Genomic DNA, 20,785 nt, shown 5'->3' on the forward strand with positions numbered 1-20,785 from the left:
ACCTCCTATTTATATGAATTCTGGTGATTGCATAATAGTTGCATTTGATTTCAATGCTTTATTTATCTTTAAGGCTATGTAAATAGCTTGTCCCAATCTGATCGATACAATGCAATGAAGCTTTATTTGAAACCGTTTTTGTTGAAAATGTGGAACCACTTCAACCTGCGCATTTTGTTTTACACGGCAACACGCAGTTAAAAACGCAAGAACTGATCCTTTGATGCTCCAAAATGCTCCTGCAACTAAACCGGTAAGCGCAGCTTCTCCTGTACCAATATTTGTTTTCCAACTTAACTCATGAATCGTTACTTTTTGTAAACAATCCATCATTAGCTTTCCATAATTCGGGATGGTCTGAAGGATACTTGAAAAACGGAATTTATTTCCTTTATCATCTAACCCGTTTTCCTGCATTAAATAATTTAATAGCTCATCTTCATCATTGCTAAACGAAACTTGTTTTTCGTATAGCTTTATATGTAAAATGCGAAGAAGAATGATTAAGCTTTGCTCTTTCTCGATGTAATGAAACGTAAAAGACATATATAATCGCACAAAAAGGATGAACACCAAACCACTGACCAATAGCATACCTAATAATGCCCAAAACATAGAGACTCCTCCATTCAATATTCGTTTCTTTTTATCATGCAGCTTTTGGGATAATCTTACTCACTAACACTGACTTTTTTTGTTTCTTTCCAATCCATTAGGGAAACCTACTTATAAATGGTATGATAGAAGAAGAGACAAGATATATTTAGGAGGCCTGTTGATTATGACAAACCGAAAAAATCTTTACTTTTATTATCAGCACAATCCAGAAATTGATCGTAAACTTAATACCTTAATGGAAGTCGCAATGAAGAATGGATTCTCTATTGTAGAAAAACCAAGCGAGGCAAACATCATCATTAGCATTGGAGGAGATGGTTCTTTCTTACAGGCAGTGCGTAAAACTGGCTTTAGACAAGACTGTCTATATTTAGGAATCACGCAAAAAAATGAATCCGGATTATATTGTGATTTTAATTTAGATCAATTCGATGATATGTTACTTACAATGCAAAATGCACCATTAGAGGTGAGACGTTTCCCAGTAATTGATGTAAATGTAAATGATGAAATGACGTTTTCCTGTTTAAATGAATTGAGTATTCGCTCCGCAATTATTAAAACAATTGTCATGGATGTACATATTGATGACATGCATTTTGAAACCTTTCGTGGGGATGGGCTTATCGTTGCAACCCCTACCGGAAGTACTGCATATAACAAATCTATACACGGGGCAGTAATTGATCCTAAGATTCCTTGTTTTCAAGTATCCGAGCTTGCTTCATTGAATAATAATCGTTATCGGACGCTTGGCTCATCTTTTGTCTTAGGTAAAGAGAGAAAACTGGAGCTGACCGTTACTCAAGATGGAAATGACTATCCAATTATTGGTTTAGATAATGAAGCGTATTCTGTCCGTAACATCAAAAACATTATCGTTACACTGAGTGATAAAGTGATAAAAACAGTGAAGCTAAAAAATAATTCGTATTGGGACAGAGTAAAGCGTACATTTTTATAGGCTGCAAAAAAGGACTATCCCTTATGGAATAGTCCTTTGCCATCATTATTATTTACCTTGGTTTAATTGCTGTTGTGCAGTTTGCACGAGACGTTTCGTAATTTCTCCACCTACTGAACCATTCGCACGAGAAACTGTATTTGCTCCTAGTTGCACGCCGAACTCAGAAGCAATTTCATATTTCATTTGCTCTAATGCCTGTTCTACACCAGGCACGACCAATTGATTTGAATTATTAGCCATATCTCTTCACCTCCCTAGTACACTTATCGTGTGTCAAAGAAAGAAGAAACATGCGCTAATTCGAAAGGTAAGTGTTGTCAGTATACGTTAATTTTGCATTTTCTGAAGTTCTGTTAAAACAGCTCGGAAAATAGATGTTGCTCTTGCTTTTTACTTGTAATTTTAATTGTTTCAATACCATCAATTGTTTCCTGAAGCAATTCCTCATAATCCAGCTTTTCTTCAAAATAGGCTGCACGCTCTCGTTTCGGTTTTGTCTTTGGTGATTTTGGAACGAATATTGTGCAACAATCTTCATACGGACGAATCGATATTTCAAACGTATCTATTTTCTTTGAAATTTGGATAATTTCATCTTTATCCATCGTAATGAGCGGACGAAGAATAGGATAGTTTGTCACCTCATTTATCGTATTCATGCTATTCATGGTCTGGCTGGCAACCTGGCCTAGATTTTCCCCTGTTGTTAATGAAAGGATGTCCTCTTTTTTACATACCTGCTCTGCTATTCGCATCATCATTCGACGCATGATTGTCATCGCATAGCCATCTGGTGTATCCTTGAAGATCTTTTGCTGTAGTTTTGTAAAAGGAACCATATGGATCTTAATGGACGGGCCGAATGACGTGAGCTTTTCAGCTAAATCGATTACCTTTTGCTTTGCTCGGTCACTTGTAAATGGTGGAGAGTGAAAATGAATCGCCTCCAACTCTACGCCACGTTTCATTGCCAAATATCCTGCTACCGGACTATCGATTCCACCAGATAAAAGCAATAATGTCTTTCCTGAAGTACCAACAGGCAATCCACCAGGTCCATGAACAGTACTTGAAGAAATATAAGTTGCCTCAGCTCTAATTTCTACTTTAATTTGTAAATCTGGATGATGAACATCAACTGTTACATCATCGGTATGCACTAACAGATGCCGCCCCAGCACTTGATTCATTTCCTGAGAACGAATTGGGAATCCTTTATTAATCCGTTTAACCGATACTTTGAAGGTTTCAATATTCTTCCCTTGCTTTAAGGCATATAGTGCACCTTCTTTTATCGCCTCTACATCATTATCTACCTTTATGGCCAAGCTAAGACTATGAATACCAAAAATTGTTTTACATCGTTCCATGATTGGAAAGGGGTCTTGTCCATTTAAAAGAATAAACATTCTTCCTTGGGTTCGTTTTACTTTTATCCCTGAAAAATCCTTTAATTTCTGTTGAATATTTTCTTGTAGCTTTACGAGAAACTTTTTTTGATTTTTTCCTTTTAATGCTATTTCACCATAGCGAATTAATATATGATCATATTCCATTTTTAATCTACCTCATTACATCTTTAAGTTGATAAATAGCTGTTTCTATTGCGCGAAGAAAAGCATTTACTTCGTCTATTGTGGTGTCATAGGACATACTAACACGTAACGCTGACCGACTAAGTACTTCACTTAATCCTGCCGCTTCTAATATTCTACTTCCATTCATCCGTTTTGATGAGCAAGCAGACTTTGTTGAGATAAAAATGTCCTTTTCTCCTAAGGCGTGAATAATAACCTCTGGTTTAAAACCAGGCACTGAAAAATTCATGATATGTGGGGCCGCTCCATTTTGAGGAGTATTTATTCTAACAGTATGAAGCTTATCTAGTCCACAGCGAAGCGCTTGTCCTAATGCTTGAAGCTTATCACTATCGCTCATTTCTCTTTCTTTTATAAGGCGCATTGCCTTTACGAGCGAAATTATACCTGGCAAATTCTCTGTCCCTGCTCGTTTTCCATTTTCTTGCTGCCCTCCATGAAATAACGGAAATAGCTTTATCCCATCTCGAACATAAAGCAATCCTGTTCCTTTCATGCCATGAAGTTTATGCCCTGATATCGTACATAAGTCGATACCCCAATTCTGTATTTGTAATGGTACCTTTCCAAATCCTTGCACAGCATCAACATGAAAAAACAACTTCGGATAACGCCTCGCAATAGATCCAATCGCTTCTATCGGTTGAATCGTCCCTGTTTCATTATTGACATGCATAATACTGATTAAAATCGTATCCTCTCTTATCGAAGCTTCTACATCATTGATTGATACTTTACCGTCTTGGTTAACTGGGAGATATGTTATTTCAAATCCGAGCTCTTCCAAGCTCTGACATGCCTCATAGACAGATGGATGCTCCACCTCAGATATTATAATATGCTTTCCTCTTTGTCGATACTGTAAAGCAATTCCTTTAATCGCAAGGTTATTCCCCTCTGTTCCACCAGACGTAAAAATCACTTCACTCTGTTGTACATCAAGTAATTCTGCTGCTTGCCCTTTTGCAGCTATTAGTAATTGCTCTGCCTCTCCACCTAATTGATGAATAGAAGAAGGATTAGGAAAGAATCGCTCGGAAACGTGATGAAAGCTCTTCACTACTTCTGGATGTGGCTTTGTTGTTGCACTATTATCTAAATATATCATGATTAATACGCCTTCTTCCCCTTCAAAAAAATCAAACGAGTCGTAACACTCGATTTATTATTATAATGCATATACTACTCCCATATTTTATGCTTTCTTGTCTTTTCATGCAAACACAACAGAAGGCTGAACTCCAGGTTGGATTTTTTAGGTTCATCCCCCCTATCGTCAGCCTTTATATGCTTTTCTATATCCATCCATTATCGTAAACGCTTGTTGCACCATGACTAGTTTCCATCATTTAATTCGTTACCCATTAATCGCCATTTGTTGCTCTTCAATACGCTTTAACGCACCTGGTTCAATTTCTTCAATTGCTTTCGCAGCTTGTTCTAATGCAAGCTCATACTCATAAGCACGAAATAATCGTTCAGATTCCGCAAGCTTCGCGGCTAGCAGTGGATATTTACTACGATAGCGATTCGCATATTGAATTACTTGCTCTGTCAAATAAGCTTGATCCAGTAACAAATCAGTCTGTTCACCCATATAGTCTATTGCAGCTTGGGATTCCGTTAACGCTTGTTGCACCTCCGCCATATCTAATGGCTGCTTTTCTAATGCTTTTAGCACCCGATTATTTTTGTCAGAGGCTTCATCCATCATATTCCATATAAAGCTTGGAACTCCAGGAATATTACTCTTGTTTAACTTTCGTTGCGTAACTTGGATTTGTTCACGTATAAGCTTTAATTGACTTTTAGCTTCTAGTTCGTCTTTACGCAAATTGTGAATCATCTCTTTAAAGCCTGTGTGCTTATTCTCAATTTTCTCAAGTTGTTCATACCCGGACTCAAGCTGAATGCGAATCTCCGAGTGAGCCGTATGCTCTGTCTCATTTGCTTCTTTTAATTCTTCAAGCTGATTTTTTAACGTTGAAATTGTCTTATCAAGCGATAAGTATTTTTCCATATCTTGATCTGTGAAGAAATATGTTTGCTTTAAATGCTCTACTTCTAAACGCGTTTCTTCAAACGTCGCACTTATTTCTGTAAGCGCATTTTGATAGCTTGGCAGCTGAGTTTCGATATAGCTTTTAGCAATTGCTTCCTTTTCTAATAACTGATACATTTCTTTTATTCGGTCATCAAGCTCATCAATAATAGACTTCGACTCTTCTGTTTCACCTTTTTCTAGAGCCTTTACGCAATCAATTAACCGTTCCTGATATTGCTTAATTTCTTTCTCAAACCCTAAATGCTCGATACGATAGCCTGACTCCTTCATTTCCTTCATCCCTGTGTAAAGATCATCTAGCTGTGCAGGCAACTCTTGCTTACATGCTTTGTATAGTTGCGGAAATTCATGGATTTCTTGCTCTAGTGTATGTAGTCGATCACTTAAGTGTTTAACAATTTCCTTCGCCTCTATGTAGTTCCCGGCTTTTACCGTTTCATCATATGCTTGAAGTTGCTCATCTAGCTCATCTAATTCGACTTCAAAACGAATTTCTGCTTTACCGTATTGATAACGATTTTGGGAAATTGTTTTACGAAGATCGCGAATCGCTGGCTGTATTTGTTCAATTTCTAATCTACTCGTTTTTTCAGATTCAAGCAGTTCATCTAGTTCATTTAATATCCGTTCGATATCTGCTTCAATCGCTGTCATAATTTGATCAATCTTGCGAAGCGTTTTCTTTGCTGTCGGAAACCGATAGCGATCAGCCGCCTCTTCTGCATCAAACAAATACTCTTCAATATCTGGCAACTCTTTTGTTACGATAGCATCCCAACGTTCTTTCCACGTTTCAAATCTATCTTGCGTTTCCCCTGATAAGGTTAATTTCTTAATCTTAGCTAGCTCAGAAGCAATATTCCGATTCATAATATCCATCTTCCAGCTTTCCTGTCGATCAACCTCATCATAAACACGTTTTCGCAGTATAAGACCGATGATAATTAGTACGATAATTGCTAGTATGATTCCTATAATATAAGCTGCCATATAAAGCCTCCTCACCGAAATCCTTAATAAGAGGATTTTCAACCGTTCCTTATTCTCCATCTTCCTTTTATGTATGTTGATGGAGGGATTGTAATTATTCTTATGATACCATGTAAGTCCCTTTTTTGGCTAAAAAAAAACAAATAAATTCACATTTTGACATTTTCTTTTTTTTCGTCCAAAAATGCAATTTATTAAACAGGAACTCCTGTTCCCAGCTCGTTTACTATGTTTAAAACAACGACCTAATGGTTGATTAATTCGCTCTACCGCAATTTGTGAGAGCATTCTCCATCTTTTTCTCAATGCCACCAGACTAAAGTCGATTCCATCGTCTTAGAATGAATATAAATTTCTTGAAGCTAACGCTCTTCGTTATTTATAGCTTAGTTCTTCTGTAGCAACAACAAAATCAAGCCAATTATGAATTGTTTTTGCATACTGTGTAGCAAAGAGCTCGTGCGAATAATCGCCAATCACTTGATTTTTAAGCTCACTGTGCATGATATACGGCGTACTAAGCATGCCCTTTAACTGCATTAACAAAAACTGTCGATCCATAACAGTATGTCGCGCATTTTCAATTGCCTTAAAAAACGCATCCGCTATATAATGGTTTTCCTTTGCCAAATAAGTTACAACCATTTCTCTAGCAAAAACAGAGTCGAAAGAGAGCTCACGATGAATAAAACACGAAAATTGAAAATTATTCTGCTTATACTGTATAATAGTCGAAATTAATTTCTTCAAGTAATCAAGTGGAGGAGCATGATCCATCATATGCATACTTTCCTCCAACTGTAGTAAATAGGCTTCATAATATTCGGTTACGGTAGCCTCCAACAAGCCTTGTTTACCTTGAAAATAATAGCTAACAGAGGATACATTAACAGATGCTTTGTTAGCAATATCACGTACAGAAGTGTTATGAAATCCTTTCTGATAAAATAACGCTGTTGCAACACGCATAATTTTTAATTTTGTTGAATTCGATTCCATTTATAGCAGTCCTTTCTGCTTTAAAGTATTGTTAATTTAACGCAACAGTACTTTATAGTAAATTGTAGCACCAAAATGAAATAATTGATAAATATACCTTCTATTATTCCTTTTACGACAAGGATAAAAAAATCCCTGCATTTTTTTATCGACAAATCCCTACAGCATGTCGAAGGAAAGAACAGATTACTTAACCAAATTAACATAATGAGAGGAAGATGTCGGATGTTTCAAGTATCATCATACACCGGAAACAAAGCAAAAGATTATGATCTTGTCATTAATCAATTAAAGGCATTAACTGAAGGAGAACACGATGAAATTGCTAATCTAGCGAATGCAGCAGCATTATTAAATCAGTTTTTAGAGGAAATTAATTGGGTTGGCTTTTATTTATGGAAAGAGGAAGAATTAGTCCTTGGTCCTTTTCAAGGACTACCAGCATGTATTCGTATTCCTTCCGGAAAAGGAGTATGTGGTACTGCCCTTTCTACACAAACTACAATGCGAGTCGCAAATGTGGATGAATTCCCAGGGCATATCGCATGTGACAGTGCAAGTAAATCAGAAATTGTCATTCCGATGTATATTCATGATTCTATTTATGGTGTGCTTGATATTGATAGCCCCATTATAAATCGATTCGATGAAATCGATCAAACCTATTTAGAGAAATTTGTTCTTGTTTTATGTAATGCGCTTGAAAAACAAAAGTAATATATAAAGATTAAATCGTTTCATATTCTATTGAAGAATTACATTCTATCTTAAATTCTAAAAAATCCGTTAGCATTTGTTGACTTCTGGTAGATAAAATTATATACTATTCTTTGTGTAAAATAATTAAGTAGCCTTAGTGAACCGCCGCTTGGTTCCCATTTTGTTCCTCGTATGAGAAGAGGTGTATCGCGTAACTCTTAGCTGCTGGAGCGATGGTACATGAAAACAAAATGGACAACGGAAAGGGACACGGTCGCGTTATTTTATGCAAAATAACATATAAAGGAGGAAATGTCCTATGGCACGTTATACTGGACCGATTTGGAAAAAATCACGTCGTCTTGGCATTTCATTAACTGGAACTGGGAAAGAGCTTGATAAGCGCCCTTACGCTCCTGGTCAACACGGAGCAAACCAACGTAGAAAGATCTCTGAATATGGCTTGCAACAACAAGAGAAGCAAAAGCTTCGCTTCATGTACGGATTGAACGAGCGTCAATTCCGCAACCTATTCAACAAAGCTGGTAAAATGAAAGGTGTTCATGGTGAAAACTTCATGGTACTATTGGAATCTCGCCTTGATAACCTTGTTTACCGTATGGGGCTTGCACGTACACGCAGACAAGCTCGTCAATTAGTTAACCATGGTCACATCACTGTTGATGGATCTCGCGTAGATATCCCATCATACCAAATGAAGCCTGGTCAAACAATTGGCCTTCGTGAAAAAGCGAAAAACCTTGATATCATTAAAGAAGCTGTTGAAATTAACAACTTCGTACCAGAATACGTTTCATTTAACGCTGATAGCTTAGAAGGAACATTCACTCGTCTTCCTGAGCGTTCTGAGCTTCCAGCAGAAATCAACGAAGCACTTATCGTTGAATTCTACTCACGTTAATAATTTTTATAAACCCCTCTTAATCCTACACACTCGGATTAAGAGGGGTTTTTCTGTTTAAAAGAAGCAGCTACCTATCAGGTGATACAAAAAATACTTCACTTCTTCATAATTCGTTTTAATAGCTCTATGCAAATGTTTTCTATGAATTGAAAAACCTCGTAATGCTTGCACATTACGAGATTCCAAAACAACGCTTATTTATTTTTCACAAATATAGTTTACTGAAATCGAATTAGGAAATACTTTTTCTTTCCTCTTCGAATAATGATAAAGGTATCTTCTATTCGATCTGCTTTATCTAGTGTGTATGCAACATCCTGTTGTCTTTCACCATTAATGTAAATCGCACCATTTGAAATATCCTCTCTTGCTTGGCGCTTGGAGGGTGAGATTGATGCTTGCACAAGCAAATCTACTAAGCCAATAGCTTCTTTCTCCATTTCAAATGTTGGCACATCCTTAAAGCCTTGTTTAATTTCATCTACAGATAACTGCTTTAAATCACCACTAAATAGGGATTCCGTAATCCGTTGTGCTTGCATTAAAGCTGCTTCTCCATGTACTGTCTTTGTCATTTCCTCTGCAAGACGTTTTTGCGCAACACGATTTTCTGGTCTGTTTTTCACTTCTTCCTCTAGCTCTGAAAGGACTTCATCAGAAAGGAACGTAAAGTAGCGCAAAAATTTAAGGACATCACGATCATCTGTATTCACCCAAAACTGAAAAAACTCATACGGACTCGTTTTTTCAGGATCCAGCCAAATGGCACCTCCAGCTGTTTTCCCAAATTTCGTTCCATCCGCTTTTGTAATAAGTGGAACTGTAAGTCCGAACACCTTTACTTCTTCGTCAAGGTTTTCTCTGGAGCGTCGAATCAATTCCATTCCAGCCGTAATGTTTCCCCATTGGTCACTTCCACCAACTTGTAATGTACAGCCTTCTTCTTCATAAAGCTTTAAATAGTCAAGTGACTGTAAAAGCATGTAGCTAAACTCTGTATAAGAGATCCCCTGCTCAATTCGTGCAGAAACGGATTCTTTTGCAAGCATGTAGTTAATGCTAAAAAATTTACCCGCATCACGTAAAAAGTCAATCACTGTCATTTTCGTTAACCAATCATGATTATTCCTGGCAACGACCGGATTTTCTCCCTTATCAAATTCAACTAGTTTAGCAATTTGTTCTTTAATTTTATTCGCATAGCCTTCCACTACCTCCGCGGTATTTAATGAACGCTCGGAATTGCGACCACTTGGATCGCCAATCATTCCCGTACCACCACCAACAAGGGCAATTGGACGATGGCCTGCTTTTTGAAATCGTTTAAGTATCGTGATTGGCAATAAATGGCCAATGTGTAAACTATCTGCTGTTGGGTCAAATCCACAATAAAGCGTCACTTGATTCTCATTTAAATGCTTTCGAAGTCCATCCATATCTGTTGCTTGATTAATTAAGCCACGCTTTTCTAAATCCTGTAAAATATCCATTCTTTACTCTCCTTTAAAATAGAATTTCATCCTTTTTCTTGATCGGATTTGTGAAACGAAGAAATCAAAAAAAGCCCTTCCCTATAAAAAGGGACGAGCTTCTACACGCGGTACCACCCTTGTTGCAATTTAATTGCCACTTTGGTATTGATAACGATGCAAAACACCGTCTTTTCATGTCCTATGACATGAAAAGAAGCTCCAGATTGTAATTCGTTAGCAAATATATATCGACTTCCACCAACCGTCGACTCTCTTGGATAGGGATTTGCATCACTACTGCGATCTTTCTCAGCTATTGAATATAAAGTATAATATATTCTTACCACATCTCCATATAAAAAGCAATTTTTTTCTATACCTTCTCCACTTAACCGTATGGTATAATAAATATTGGAATTTTAGGAGGTTTTATAGTGGATTTCAAAAAATGGAGTAAACAAGCTTACCATAAAATAATATCACTTTGGCGTACTGGGAAACTCCAACGCTCATCGAGAATTACCTATGATGTTGTTTGGAATGTTATTCTCTTCTTCCTCATCATCGGATTTATTGGTGGTTTTTTTGGTCTTGGCCTAGGTGCAGGCTACTTTGCTGCACTCGTGAAGGATGAACCTATCCGTAGCTATGAAAGCATGGAAAAAGACATATACAATTACGAAGAAACGTCCAAGCTATATTTTGCTAATAACGTCTATATTGCAGACATTAGCTCAGATCTACATAGAGAAGAGACATCATTGGAAAATGTGGCGCCAATATTAATCGATGCCGTAATCGCTACAGAAGACGAATATTTTAACGAACATAAAGGAGTCGTTCCAAAAGCGATTGTTCGTGCAATCATTCAAGAAGTACTTAATATGGACATGAAATCTGGTGGAAGCACGCTCACGCAGCAGCTGATTAAAAATCAAATCTTAACAAATGAAGTTTCATTTGAACGTAAAGCAAAGGAAATTCTTCTTGCCTTACGATTAGAACAATTCTTTGAAAAGGATCAAATTCTGGAAGCCTATTTAAATATTGTTCCATATGGAAGAGATGCATCAGGTCGTAACATTGCAGGTATCCAAACCGCTGCACAAGGTATATTCGGTGTTAATGCTAAAGAACTGAATTTACCACAAGCGGCCTTTCTTGCAGGAATGCCACAAAGCCCGTATCAATATACACCGTTTAAAAATAGCGGCGGTCTAAAAGATAAAAAAGGATTGGAATATGGAATAAACCGAATGAAAATCGTTTTAAAACGAATGTATGAAGAAGGGTTTATTGCCTCTGAAAAAGAATATAAAGATGCTTTAGCTTATGATATTACAGCTGATTTTACGAAGCAGGTGAAAAAGTCCAGCGATAAATATCAATATGTTATTGATGAACTGGAGCTTCGCGCTGAACCAATTATAAAAACATATCTTGCAAAACAAGATGGTCATACAGAAGAAGACCTTAAAAAAGATAAAGAATTAAATGAGAAATACGATATTTTAGCAAGACGAAGCTTGAAAATGGATGGATATCGAGTTCATTCTACGATCGATAAAAAGATATTTGATGTTTTTCAAGATGTGGCCAAAAACTATAAACATTACGGACCGGATCGTACCATTCAAGAAAAAAATGGGGAAACTGGTAAGATTGAAACGGTGAAAGATCCTGTGCAAGCTGGTGCAATGCTGATAGAAAATAATACGGGAAGAATCATTAGCTTCGTTGGTGGTCGAGGGTATTCGACAGAAAAAAGGCTTGGCCAAGTGAATTTTGCTACCCGTACAATGCGACAAACTGGAAGTACTATTAAGCCGGTGCTAGACTATGCACCAGCTATGGAAATGGGAGTTGTTCAACCTGGAACACCTATTGCGGATATTGATACAAAATTAATTCCTGTGCCTGGTTATCCGTATGGGAAGCCTGGAAACTATGGGGAAGGCTTTCATGGTATCGTTTCTGCGCGTACTGCTTTAGAAAAATCGTATAATATTCCAGCTGCTCGAACATATTCCAAAATACTTCATGCTGATCCCGTTGGAACGTATTTAGAGAAAATGGGAGTTTCAACTTTAACGGCAGAGGATCATGAAAATATCTCGATGTCTTTAGGTTCAGGCGATATTAGTGTAGAAGAAAACACGAACATGTATACAACCTTTGGAAACGGGGGTAAATTTGTTGACGGGTACATGATTGAAAAAATTACGACAAAAGATGGAAAGGTCATTTATGAACATAAGCCAGAACCCGTCAAAGTGCTTTCACCACAAACGAATTATTTAACAATTGATATGATGCGTGATGTCATTAATTCAGGAACTGCTGCTTCTTTACGCTCATACTTAAAATATGGTGGAGTTGATTGGGCAGGAAAAACAGGAACAACAAACGATTATAAAGATGCTTGGTTTGTTGCAACTAATCCAAATATTACGATGGGCGCATGGATTGGTTATGATTCCAATGAGAGCTTGAAATATTGCCCTGGATGCACCTATAGTTATAGTCAGCGTAATATAAAGCTTTGGGCAGAGCTTATCAATGCTGCTACCAAAGTTAACCCTGAACTACTTGCACCAAAAGAACGATTTAGCCGACCAAGTGGAGTCGTGTCGCGGAGCTATTGTGGTATATCTGGTCTATTACCATCCGAGCTCTGTCAAGAAGCTGGACTAGTAAAAACAGATTTATTTAATGCAAAGTATGTTCCAAAGAAAAGAGATGACAGCTTAATTAGAGGCTCTTTCGTTAAGGTGAATGGTAAATCGGTAGTAGCAGGACCAAATACTCCAAAGGAGTTTGTTAATGGAGACGGATTAACCTTTAATCCAGCATGGTTAAAACGAGAAGGTTATGATAAGTTAAGTGACTTGTCCGTGCTTTTCCCAAGATCAGACCGGGAGAAATGGGAAAAGATTGGATTACCAAAAGGTGATTTAGGCGGCAAAGTGAAAGACGACGGAAAAGCTCCAGTAGCTCCTAGCTCGCTAGGAAAATCCGGCAATAAACTAGCGTGGAAAAAATCGTCGAGTAAGGATGTTGTTGGATATCGTGTGTATAGAAAAACAAAACCCGATGGAAACTACTCTCTGATCGGTAGCACAACCGACACGAGCTTATCAATATCTAGTAATCCAGCACTCTATCAAGTAAAGGCTGTCGATTACTTTGGACTTGAATCCAATGCATCTAAAGAGTTAATGATTGGAAAGTTTCCTGATCCTGATAAAGAAAAACCAGAAAAACCTAAACCAGATGATCCAAAAAAGGATGAAGACAAAGACAATGGTAATGAAAAGGATCCAGGCAATGGAGAAGAAGGTTCACCACCAACAGATCCCGGGTCAGGAGATAATAATTAAATAACGATTACATTTTGAAGAGGGGACCCCCCTCTTCTTTTTATGAAAAAATAGTTCTACGTTCATTTAAATAGTTTTTCAAAATATTCATAGTAATTACTAAAAAAACATCTCGTTATCCTGTATAATAAAAAATGAAACATCAATCGGTTGTTTTTCATCTCCACCCGATTGTTACATGAAAAATTTCTGATGTTTCTATCCCCATAACCCCCTCTCTTTCTTCGCTTACTTAGCGAGAGTGGGGTTTATTACAAGGTGATAAAAGCATAGGCGGATTATTTTAATAGGTGGTGACATAGTGAAGCATAAGAAGGCATATCATTCTATCACACGCTATACAGAAAATGAACCAATAATATTAGAGGGTCCACTCTCCTCTAAAGAGTTAGCAAGCTATCAGTTCCATGGACAACTAACTGCGTTTCGTCCACCAGACAAACAGTTCGAGGCAATTAAACAGATTGCTGATTTTCCTGAAGGACGTATTATTATTGCTCGATGCAAGGATGTTATTATTGGGTATGTTACTTACCTTCACCCAGACCCACTTGAACGCTGGTCAACATACAAGATGGATGATTTAATCGTGCTTGGAGCGATAGAAGTAGTACCGGAATTCCGTGGGTATAAAATCGCTTCTGGACTATTAGAGGTTTCAATGATGGACGATTTCATGGAAAATTATATCGTTATATCCACTGAATACTATTGGCATTGGGATTTAGAAGGGACAAAGCTAAGTATCTGGAATTATCGTAAGATCATGGAAAAAATGATGGCTGCAGGCGGCTTAAAACCAGCACCAACGGACGATCCAGAAATTATCTCGCACCCAGCAAACTGCCTAATGGTACGAATCGGAAAAAATGTACCCGCTGCTTCTATAAAGAAATTCGATGAGCTGCGATTTTTACAGCGGAAGAAATACCGTAGCATGAGAGGAGGATTTTAATGCTTGTAGAAGAAATTATGAAAACAGACGTCGTTACCTTACCACCGAATGCCCCAATTAAGGAAGCGCTTCATCTATTACAAACGCATCGCATTCGTCATATTCCTATTGTCAATACGAAGAAACAGGTAATTGGTATTGTTTCTGATCGAGATGTTCGTGATGCAAGCCCATCCATTTTTGATACAACCTCAGATAATTCGGCGCTAAGCAATGAAATTCAAACGATTATGAGTAAGCCTGTAGTGACTGTACATCCACTTGACCTTGTTGAAGAAATCGCAAGTATTTTTTATGACGAAGAATTTGCCTCGCTTCCTGTCGTTCAGAACAATCAATTGGTCGGGATAGTTACGGAGAAGGATATGCTGTACACATTGATTCAACTAACTGGAACGCATGTTCAAAGCTCTCATATCGAAGTAAAAGTGCCACATCGCCCAGGAATCCTTCCTGAGGTTACTGCGATTTTTGGAAAACGAAAAACGAATATTGTTTCTGTTTTAATTTATCCATATAAAGATGATCCGAACTTTAAGATTTTAGTTTTCCGTATCCAAACGATGAATCCACTTCCGGTTATTCAAGATTTAAAGAAAGCTGGCTATGAATTAATGTGGCCAAACAACGTGGAGGATAATGTATGAGCGGTAATGCTTCCTTCGTTTATTCGGATGCACTCTTGAACTATCATTTTCATTCGGATCATCCTTTTAATCAAAAAAGAGTACAAATGACAAAAGAGCTGCTAGAAGCAGCACATCAATTAGATCAAACTGACATCATTCCACCGCGAAAAGCAACCGAACAGGAGCTTGCCCTTTTTCATGATCCGCAGTTTATTGAGGCGGTTAAGCAAGCAAGTAATGGAGAGCTTTCAGAAACCACAGCAGCTAAGTATGGTTTAGGAACAGAGGATACTCCAATTTTTGAGAACATGCATGAAGCTTCCTCCCTATTAGTTGGTGGTACGCTAACAGCAGTTGACGCTGTATTAGAAAAACGTTCCACACATTCACTTCATCTTGGTGGTGGCTTACATCATGGATTCAAGCAAAAAGCTTCTGGTTTTTGTATTTATAATGACGGTGCTGTAGCTATAAAATACATCCGTCAGCACTATAACTTAAAAGTACTGTATGTTGATACAGATGCGCATCACGGTGATGGCGTCCAGTGGGCGTTTTATGATGATCCAAATGTATGCACATTTTCTATCCACGAAACAGGCAGATATCTTTTTCCTGGCACTGGAAATGTTAATGAGCGTGGAATTAAAGCAGGACATGGATATTCCTTTAATATACCGATCGATGCTTTTACGCAGGACGAATCTTTTTTACACGTTTATGAATCCGCTTTCAGAGAAATTACAGCATTTTTTCAACCAGATATTATTATTACGCAAAATGGAGCCGATGCTCATTTTCACGATCCGCTTACGCATTTAAGTGCATCGATGCAAATATATGAACGAATTCCACAGCTTGCACATGAACTAGCACATACTTATTGTGAAGGTAGATGGGTTGCATTAGGTGGCGGTGGCTATGATATATGGAGAGTAGTTCCACGTGCATGGGCACAAGTATGGAATGTAATGCGCTATGGTGTACCTAAATCAGGTTCATTACCCCTTTCTTGGTTAAAGAAATGGCAAAAATCAGCACCAGTGACGTTACCACGAACCTGGCAGGATCAAAGTGATACACTACCAAATATTCCACGTAAAGCCGATATTCAGGAAAAAAACGACAAGATGCTACAAGTTGCGTTAAAGTATACAAAAGGAAGAACAAAAACTTAATTACTTAAGAAAAAAGGCTCGTCCCTTAAATAAAGGACAGCCTTTTGTTTACTTATTCCTGCTCCATAATGATAATTTCCACACGCCGGTTTTTACTCCAATTGGCTGGCGAATCATTTGGTGCAATTGGTCTTGTATCTGCATAACCAACCGTAGAAAACCGTGATTGATCAAATTGATTTTCTTTAATCAAAAACCGTACAACACTACTAGCTCTAGCCCCCGATAATTCCCAGTTGGAAGGATAGCGATAATTAGAAATCGGTCGATTATCCGTATGACCTTCTACCTTCACGTGATTTGGAATCTTTTCCAAAAGTGACCCGACCTTATTCAAAAATGGCTTTCCAGAAGCAAGAATATCTGCTTCTCCTGAATCAAAAAGGACACTTTCCTGTAGAACAAGAACAACACCACGATCCGTCCGATTAGCTGTTATTACATTATGTAGTCCATTTTCATCAAGGTATGCTTCCACATCGCTCATTAAAGTATTTAAGGAATCCTCTTTGTTCTTTTCTTCCTCCGTCTGATCTTTCTTCCCTTCATCCGGTGTATCAAACTCATTGGATTGCTTACCACTTTCCTGTTGACTTGGGCTTTGCGTAGGGTTCTCCATTGGAACTGGAGATGGATTAAAATCAAATATCATTCGATTTCGGAATGATTCTGATACAGCTTCAAATTTCACTACATCAATTTGTGACATCGAGAAGAGCAATATGAAAAAAACGAGAATCAGTGTAACCATATCGGAATACGTTACCATCCATTTCGGTGCACCGAGCTTTTTGCTTTTTCGAATTTCTCTACGCTTCATGGAAGCTCTCCCTCGCGATAGAAGCTTGTGCATCGTCTTCTTCCTCTAATGATGCATCACTTGAAAGAAATGCGCTCAGCTTTTCTTCCAATATTCGCGGATTCTGCCCTGATTGTACACCAATAACGCCTTCTATAATAACTTGCTTTAAGAATACTTCTTCTTCTGTTTTATTTTCTAGCTTACTTGCCATTGGAATAAATACCAAGTTGGCAAGTACGGTTCCATACAGTGTTGTTAATAAGGCAACCGCCATGCTAGGACCTAAAGTTGAAGGGTCTTGAAGCGTATTTAGCATTAGTACGAGCCCAACTAATGTACCAATCATTCCCCAAGCAGGCGCATACTCTCCACATTTTTCGATAATCAGTCTTCCGCGATAATGCCGATCCTCTATCGCCGTTATTTCTGCACTCATTATGTCATGAATGACATCAGGCTCGATTCCATCTACTGTTAATAATATTCCTTTTCGAATAAATGGATCTTCTACTTCATCTAATTCATTCTCCAAGGCTAAAATACCTTCTCTTCTTGCCCGCTCCGACAATCTGATAAACAAGCGGATGAGCTCTGGTAGTTTCTGATCATGTTTACGAAAAGCCTCTTTAAGTACTTTGTTCGTCATCTTAATGTGTTCCATTTTAAAATTGATGAGTAACGAAGCAATAAGCCCTCCAATTACAATGAATATGGATGAAATATCAAAAAACGATGTTGCATTACTGCCACCTTTTGAAATGATAGCAAGCATAATCATAACAAAGCCTAATGTAATGCCGATTGGAGTTAATAAATCGCGTTTTCTCATATATTCTTCTCCCCAAACCATGTTGATTATTACCGAAACAACTAGAAAAGCATGTCCATCTTATAAAAATACTAGAAGGTTATATCTCGTGTTCTTACTTTATATATCGACATTATTTATCTTTTGTTGAGTTTCTTTCTACAATTCGATGTGGTAGTACGACATTTTTTTCTTCTACTTGTTCTTTATTCATATATTTAGTTAATAGGCGCATCGCTACTGCCCCAATATCATACATTGGTTGTACTATTGTTGATAATGTTGGACGAACCATTGTAGCTAATCTTGTATTATCAAAGCCAAATACTTCAAGATCATCTGGAATAGAATATCCCAAATCTTGTGCACCATGAATAACACCAAGCGCCATCTCATCCGACGCTACAAACACTGCATCAGGCTTCTCTTCTAGTTGAAGTAGTTTTTCAATCGACTTCATTCCAGAATCATACGTATAATCACCATGAATGATATATGCGTCATTTAATGTCATTGCTGTTTCTTTAAAAGCACGTTTATATCCTTCGTACTTTAACTGATTAATGATTGTATCTTCTTCTCCTGAGATAAACGCGATTCGCTTATTCCCTTTGTCAATTAAAAACTTAGTCGCTTCAAAGGCTGCTGCCTCATAATCAATATTAACTGACGGAATTTTTCCAGAGCCATCATAGGTTGCTGCTAATACTACTGGAACGGAAGCAGTTGAAAACTGTTTAATGTGCTCTTCAGAAATATTTCCACCCATAAACAATATTCCATCCACTTGCTTTTCGAGCATGGTATTAATGAGCTGTAACTCTTTATCCATGTTTTGATCCGAATTACTTAAGATAATATTATATTTATACATCGTAGCTATATCTTCTATTCCTCTTGCTAACTCTGCAAAGAAGATGCTCGAAATATCGGGGATAATAGCTCCAACTGTTGTCGTTTTTTTACTTGCTAGTCCCCGCGCAACCGCATTTGGACGATATCCTAATTGTTCAATTGTTGCTAACACTTTTTTTCTTGTGGCAGGTTTCACATTTGGATTGCCGTTTACAACGCGTGAAACCGTCGCCATTGATACATTGGCTTCTCTGGCAACATCATATATTGTTATTGTCATTTGTAATTCCTCCTACTGCTATTTACTAATTTCGTTAAGGCTTGATTATTACTACATTAAATATTTCAAACGTATCCTCACTTTTGTTATTATCATACTCCAGGATGAGAAAAATTACAAAGAGTATGTGAAATTAAATACGAATAAACCATTATCTAGCATAGATGACTACAATTATGTCTCTTAATAAGATAAAAGCAAAAAAGATGATTTAAAACAAGCGTATTTAAATTAAAATCCAAAAAATTTCATGACAGTTTGAAAATGGGTTCGATTTCCTCGGGCACGGCCTCACCTAACTCGGAAAAGAAAGTCTGCTTTTCCGAGTAGATTTTCGGCTCGTGCTATTCCCGAAGGAAGTCTCACCCATTTCAAATGCTCGATTTATTTCATTTAATTAAATGTAAGTTATTGTCGTCCATATTTCGTTCGGTAATTTTAGATGAAAAATTGTTTTGTCCCAGACTCTTTCCAATTCACTTAATTTGATTTTGAAGCTTCGTTATTTCATCCATGAAATGATGAAACATTGGAATATCCATTTGTTGCGCCGAATCCGATAATGCAACGGCTGGATCTGGGTGCACCTCTGCCATAATACCATCTGCACCGATAGCAAGTGCCGCTTTTGCCGTTGGCAATAATAAATCTCTTCTACCAGTTGAATGGGTAACATCCACCATAACAGGCAGATGTGTCTCTTTCTTTAATATTGGAACGGCTGAAATGTCTAGTGTATTTCTTGTCGCTTTTTCATATGTTCGAATGCCACGCTCACATAAAATAATATTGCCATTTCCTCTAGAAATAATATATTCCGCAGCATTAATAAACTCTGCTATTGTCGCTGATAGTCCACGCTTAAGCAGAACAGGCTTATCTACATCACCTGCTGCCTTTAACAATTCAAAGTTCTGCATATTTCTTGCACCAATTTGAATAATATCTACATAGTCAAGGGCTTTTTCAATATGCGCTGGATTAACAATTTCACTTACAACAGCAAGATCGTATTTATCAGCTACCTTCTTCAAGATTTCTAATCCCTCTAAGCCAAGTCCTTGAAAGTCATATGGTGAAGTACGTGGTTTAAAAGCACCACCGCGCAAGAATTTAATTCCTCTTTGCTTTACTGCAGCTGCAACTTTTTCAACTTGTTCATACGTTTCCACTGAACAAGGACCGATGACATATTGTACTGCTCCATTTCCAATTGACGTATCCTGGACTTGAATGATCGTATCTTCTGGCTTCTTCTTTCGAGAAACAAGCAATGCTTTACGATGATCATCCTCTTGCAGCTCCAAGCTAGCTTTAAAAATTTCCTTAAATATATGTTCAATCGTTGAACTTTCAAAAGGCCCTTCATTCTGTTCTACAATTTTGTTTAGCATTTCCCGTTCTCGCACCGGATCGAACCGTTTCATACTTTGTTTATTTTTAATCGCACCTATTTCTTGGACAAGCTTCGCGCGTTGATTGATCAATTGTAATAATTTCAAATTTACTTCATCCAATTCAGCGCGTAATTGATCCATCTTCAAATTACTCATTGAAATCCTCCC

At 37.6% G+C, this 20,785-nt stretch carries 18 protein-coding genes and 1 other annotated feature; of the genes, 7 read left to right on the plus strand and 11 right to left on the minus strand.

All coding sequences use genetic code 11. The annotated features are described in order from the left end of the window. Positions 1-9: 9 nt before the first annotated feature. Positions 10-615 carry a DUF2953 domain-containing protein gene (locus QBK89_RS04590; RefSeq protein ID WP_284139841.1) on the minus strand — a complete coding sequence of 202 codons (606 nt, stop codon included), beginning with the start codon at positions 613-615 and terminating at the stop codon, positions 10-12. Between the two features lie 166 nt (positions 616-781). On the opposite strand from QBK89_RS04590, the gene QBK89_RS04595 reads away from it, so the two are divergent. Beyond that, positions 782-1,582: an NAD kinase gene (locus QBK89_RS04595; RefSeq protein ID WP_284139842.1), complete on the plus strand. Its 801-nt coding sequence runs from the start codon at positions 782-784 to the stop codon at positions 1,580-1,582. A 48-nt stretch (positions 1,583-1,630) separates the two neighbouring features. Here the strand turns inward: QBK89_RS04595 and QBK89_RS04600 are convergent, their stop codons facing one another. The 5 genes from QBK89_RS04600 to refZ all read right to left on the minus strand — a co-directional run bounded on the left by QBK89_RS04600 (position 1,631) and on the right by refZ (position 7,237). After that, entirely contained in the window at positions 1,631-1,825 is a 195-nt protein-coding gene (locus tag QBK89_RS04600) for an alpha/beta-type small acid-soluble spore protein (RefSeq protein WP_284139843.1), read from the minus strand. A gap of 113 nt (positions 1,826-1,938) precedes the next feature. Continuing rightward, positions 1,939-3,141, minus strand: a complete 1,203-nt coding sequence (gene thiI, locus QBK89_RS04605; protein WP_284139844.1) for a tRNA uracil 4-sulfurtransferase ThiI — start codon at positions 3,139-3,141, stop codon at positions 1,939-1,941. Between the two features lie 7 nt (positions 3,142-3,148). Further along, entirely contained in the window at positions 3,149-4,291 is a 1,143-nt protein-coding gene (locus QBK89_RS04610; RefSeq protein WP_284139845.1) for a cysteine desulfurase family protein, read from the minus strand. A gap of 249 nt (positions 4,292-4,540) precedes the next feature. Continuing rightward, complete coding sequence (ezrA, locus tag QBK89_RS04615; RefSeq protein ID WP_284139846.1) at positions 4,541-6,238, minus strand: septation ring formation regulator EzrA; 1,698 nt, start codon at positions 6,236-6,238, stop codon at positions 4,541-4,543. 375 nt (positions 6,239-6,613) lie between these two features. Next, on the minus strand, positions 6,614-7,237 hold the full coding sequence (gene refZ / locus QBK89_RS04620) for a forespore capture DNA-binding protein RefZ (RefSeq protein WP_284139847.1): 624 nt from the start codon (positions 7,235-7,237) through the stop codon (positions 6,614-6,616). A gap of 225 nt (positions 7,238-7,462) precedes the next feature. Here refZ and QBK89_RS04625 point away from each other — a divergent pair, with 225 nt between their 5' ends. Together QBK89_RS04625 and rpsD are read left to right on the plus strand one after the other, a co-directional pair. After that, positions 7,463-7,954 carry a GAF domain-containing protein gene (locus QBK89_RS04625; RefSeq protein ID WP_284139848.1) on the plus strand — a complete coding sequence of 164 codons (492 nt, stop codon included), beginning with the start codon at positions 7,463-7,465 and terminating at the stop codon, positions 7,952-7,954. A gap of 301 nt (positions 7,955-8,255) precedes the next feature. Then, the gene (gene rpsD, locus QBK89_RS04630; RefSeq protein WP_284139849.1) at positions 8,256-8,858 is read left to right on the plus strand and encodes a 30S ribosomal protein S4; all 603 of its coding nucleotides are present in this window, start codon (positions 8,256-8,258) and stop codon (positions 8,856-8,858) included. A 221-nt stretch (positions 8,859-9,079) separates the two neighbouring features. Here rpsD and tyrS read toward each other — a convergent pair whose 3' ends face one another. Then, positions 9,080-10,351, minus strand: a complete 1,272-nt coding sequence (gene tyrS, locus QBK89_RS04635) for a tyrosine--tRNA ligase (RefSeq protein WP_284139850.1) — start codon at positions 10,349-10,351, stop codon at positions 9,080-9,082. An 86-nt stretch (positions 10,352-10,437) separates the two neighbouring features. After that, positions 10,438-10,653 (minus strand) — a binding site (T-box leader). 114 nt (positions 10,654-10,767) lie between these two features. Between tyrS and QBK89_RS04640 the strand changes: the two genes are divergently transcribed. From QBK89_RS04640 to QBK89_RS04655, 4 genes are all read left to right on the plus strand, one after another. Then, entirely contained in the window at positions 10,768-13,713 is a 2,946-nt protein-coding gene (locus QBK89_RS04640; protein ID WP_284139851.1) for a transglycosylase domain-containing protein, read from the plus strand. Positions 13,714-14,014: 301 nt separating this feature from the next. After that, positions 14,015-14,668 (plus strand): GNAT family protein, encoded by a 654-nt coding sequence (locus QBK89_RS04645; RefSeq protein WP_284139852.1) that lies wholly within the window; start codon positions 14,015-14,017, stop codon positions 14,666-14,668. Next, positions 14,668-15,315 carry an acetoin utilization AcuB family protein gene (locus QBK89_RS04650; RefSeq protein WP_284139853.1) on the plus strand — a complete coding sequence of 216 codons (648 nt, stop codon included), beginning with the start codon at positions 14,668-14,670 and terminating at the stop codon, positions 15,313-15,315. The genes QBK89_RS04645 and QBK89_RS04650 overlap by 1 nt, the downstream gene beginning before the upstream one ends. After that, the gene (locus QBK89_RS04655; RefSeq protein ID WP_284139854.1) at positions 15,312-16,475 is read left to right on the plus strand and encodes an acetoin utilization protein AcuC; all 1,164 of its coding nucleotides are present in this window, start codon (positions 15,312-15,314) and stop codon (positions 16,473-16,475) included. Before QBK89_RS04650 ends, QBK89_RS04655 begins: the two co-directional genes overlap by 4 nt. Before the next feature lie 52 nt (positions 16,476-16,527). Here QBK89_RS04655 and motS read toward each other — a convergent pair whose 3' ends face one another. The 4 genes from motS to QBK89_RS04675 form a co-directional block, all read right to left on the minus strand. Beyond that, a complete protein-coding gene (gene motS, locus QBK89_RS04660; protein ID WP_284139855.1) occupies positions 16,528-17,295 on the minus strand; it encodes a flagellar motor protein MotS in 768 nt (255 codons plus the stop codon). After that, a complete protein-coding gene (gene motP / locus QBK89_RS04665; RefSeq protein WP_284139856.1) occupies positions 17,285-18,106 on the minus strand; it encodes a flagellar motor protein MotP in 822 nt (273 codons plus the stop codon). The genes motS and motP overlap by 11 nt, the downstream gene beginning before the upstream one ends. Positions 18,107-18,218: 112 nt before the next feature. Further along, positions 18,219-19,220 (minus strand): catabolite control protein A, encoded by a 1,002-nt coding sequence (gene ccpA, locus QBK89_RS04670; protein ID WP_284139857.1) that lies wholly within the window; start codon positions 19,218-19,220, stop codon positions 18,219-18,221. A gap of 476 nt (positions 19,221-19,696) precedes the next feature. Continuing rightward, positions 19,697-20,773, minus strand: coding sequence for a bifunctional 3-deoxy-7-phosphoheptulonate synthase/chorismate mutase (locus QBK89_RS04675; RefSeq protein WP_284139858.1), 1,077 nt, complete (start codon positions 20,771-20,773; stop codon positions 19,697-19,699). Positions 20,774-20,785: the final 12 nt, after the last annotated feature.

The organism is Virgibacillus sp. LDC-1 (assembly GCF_030137545.1).
In the GTDB taxonomy this organism is placed as follows: Bacteria; Bacillota; Bacilli; order Bacillales; family Amphibacillaceae; genus LDC-1.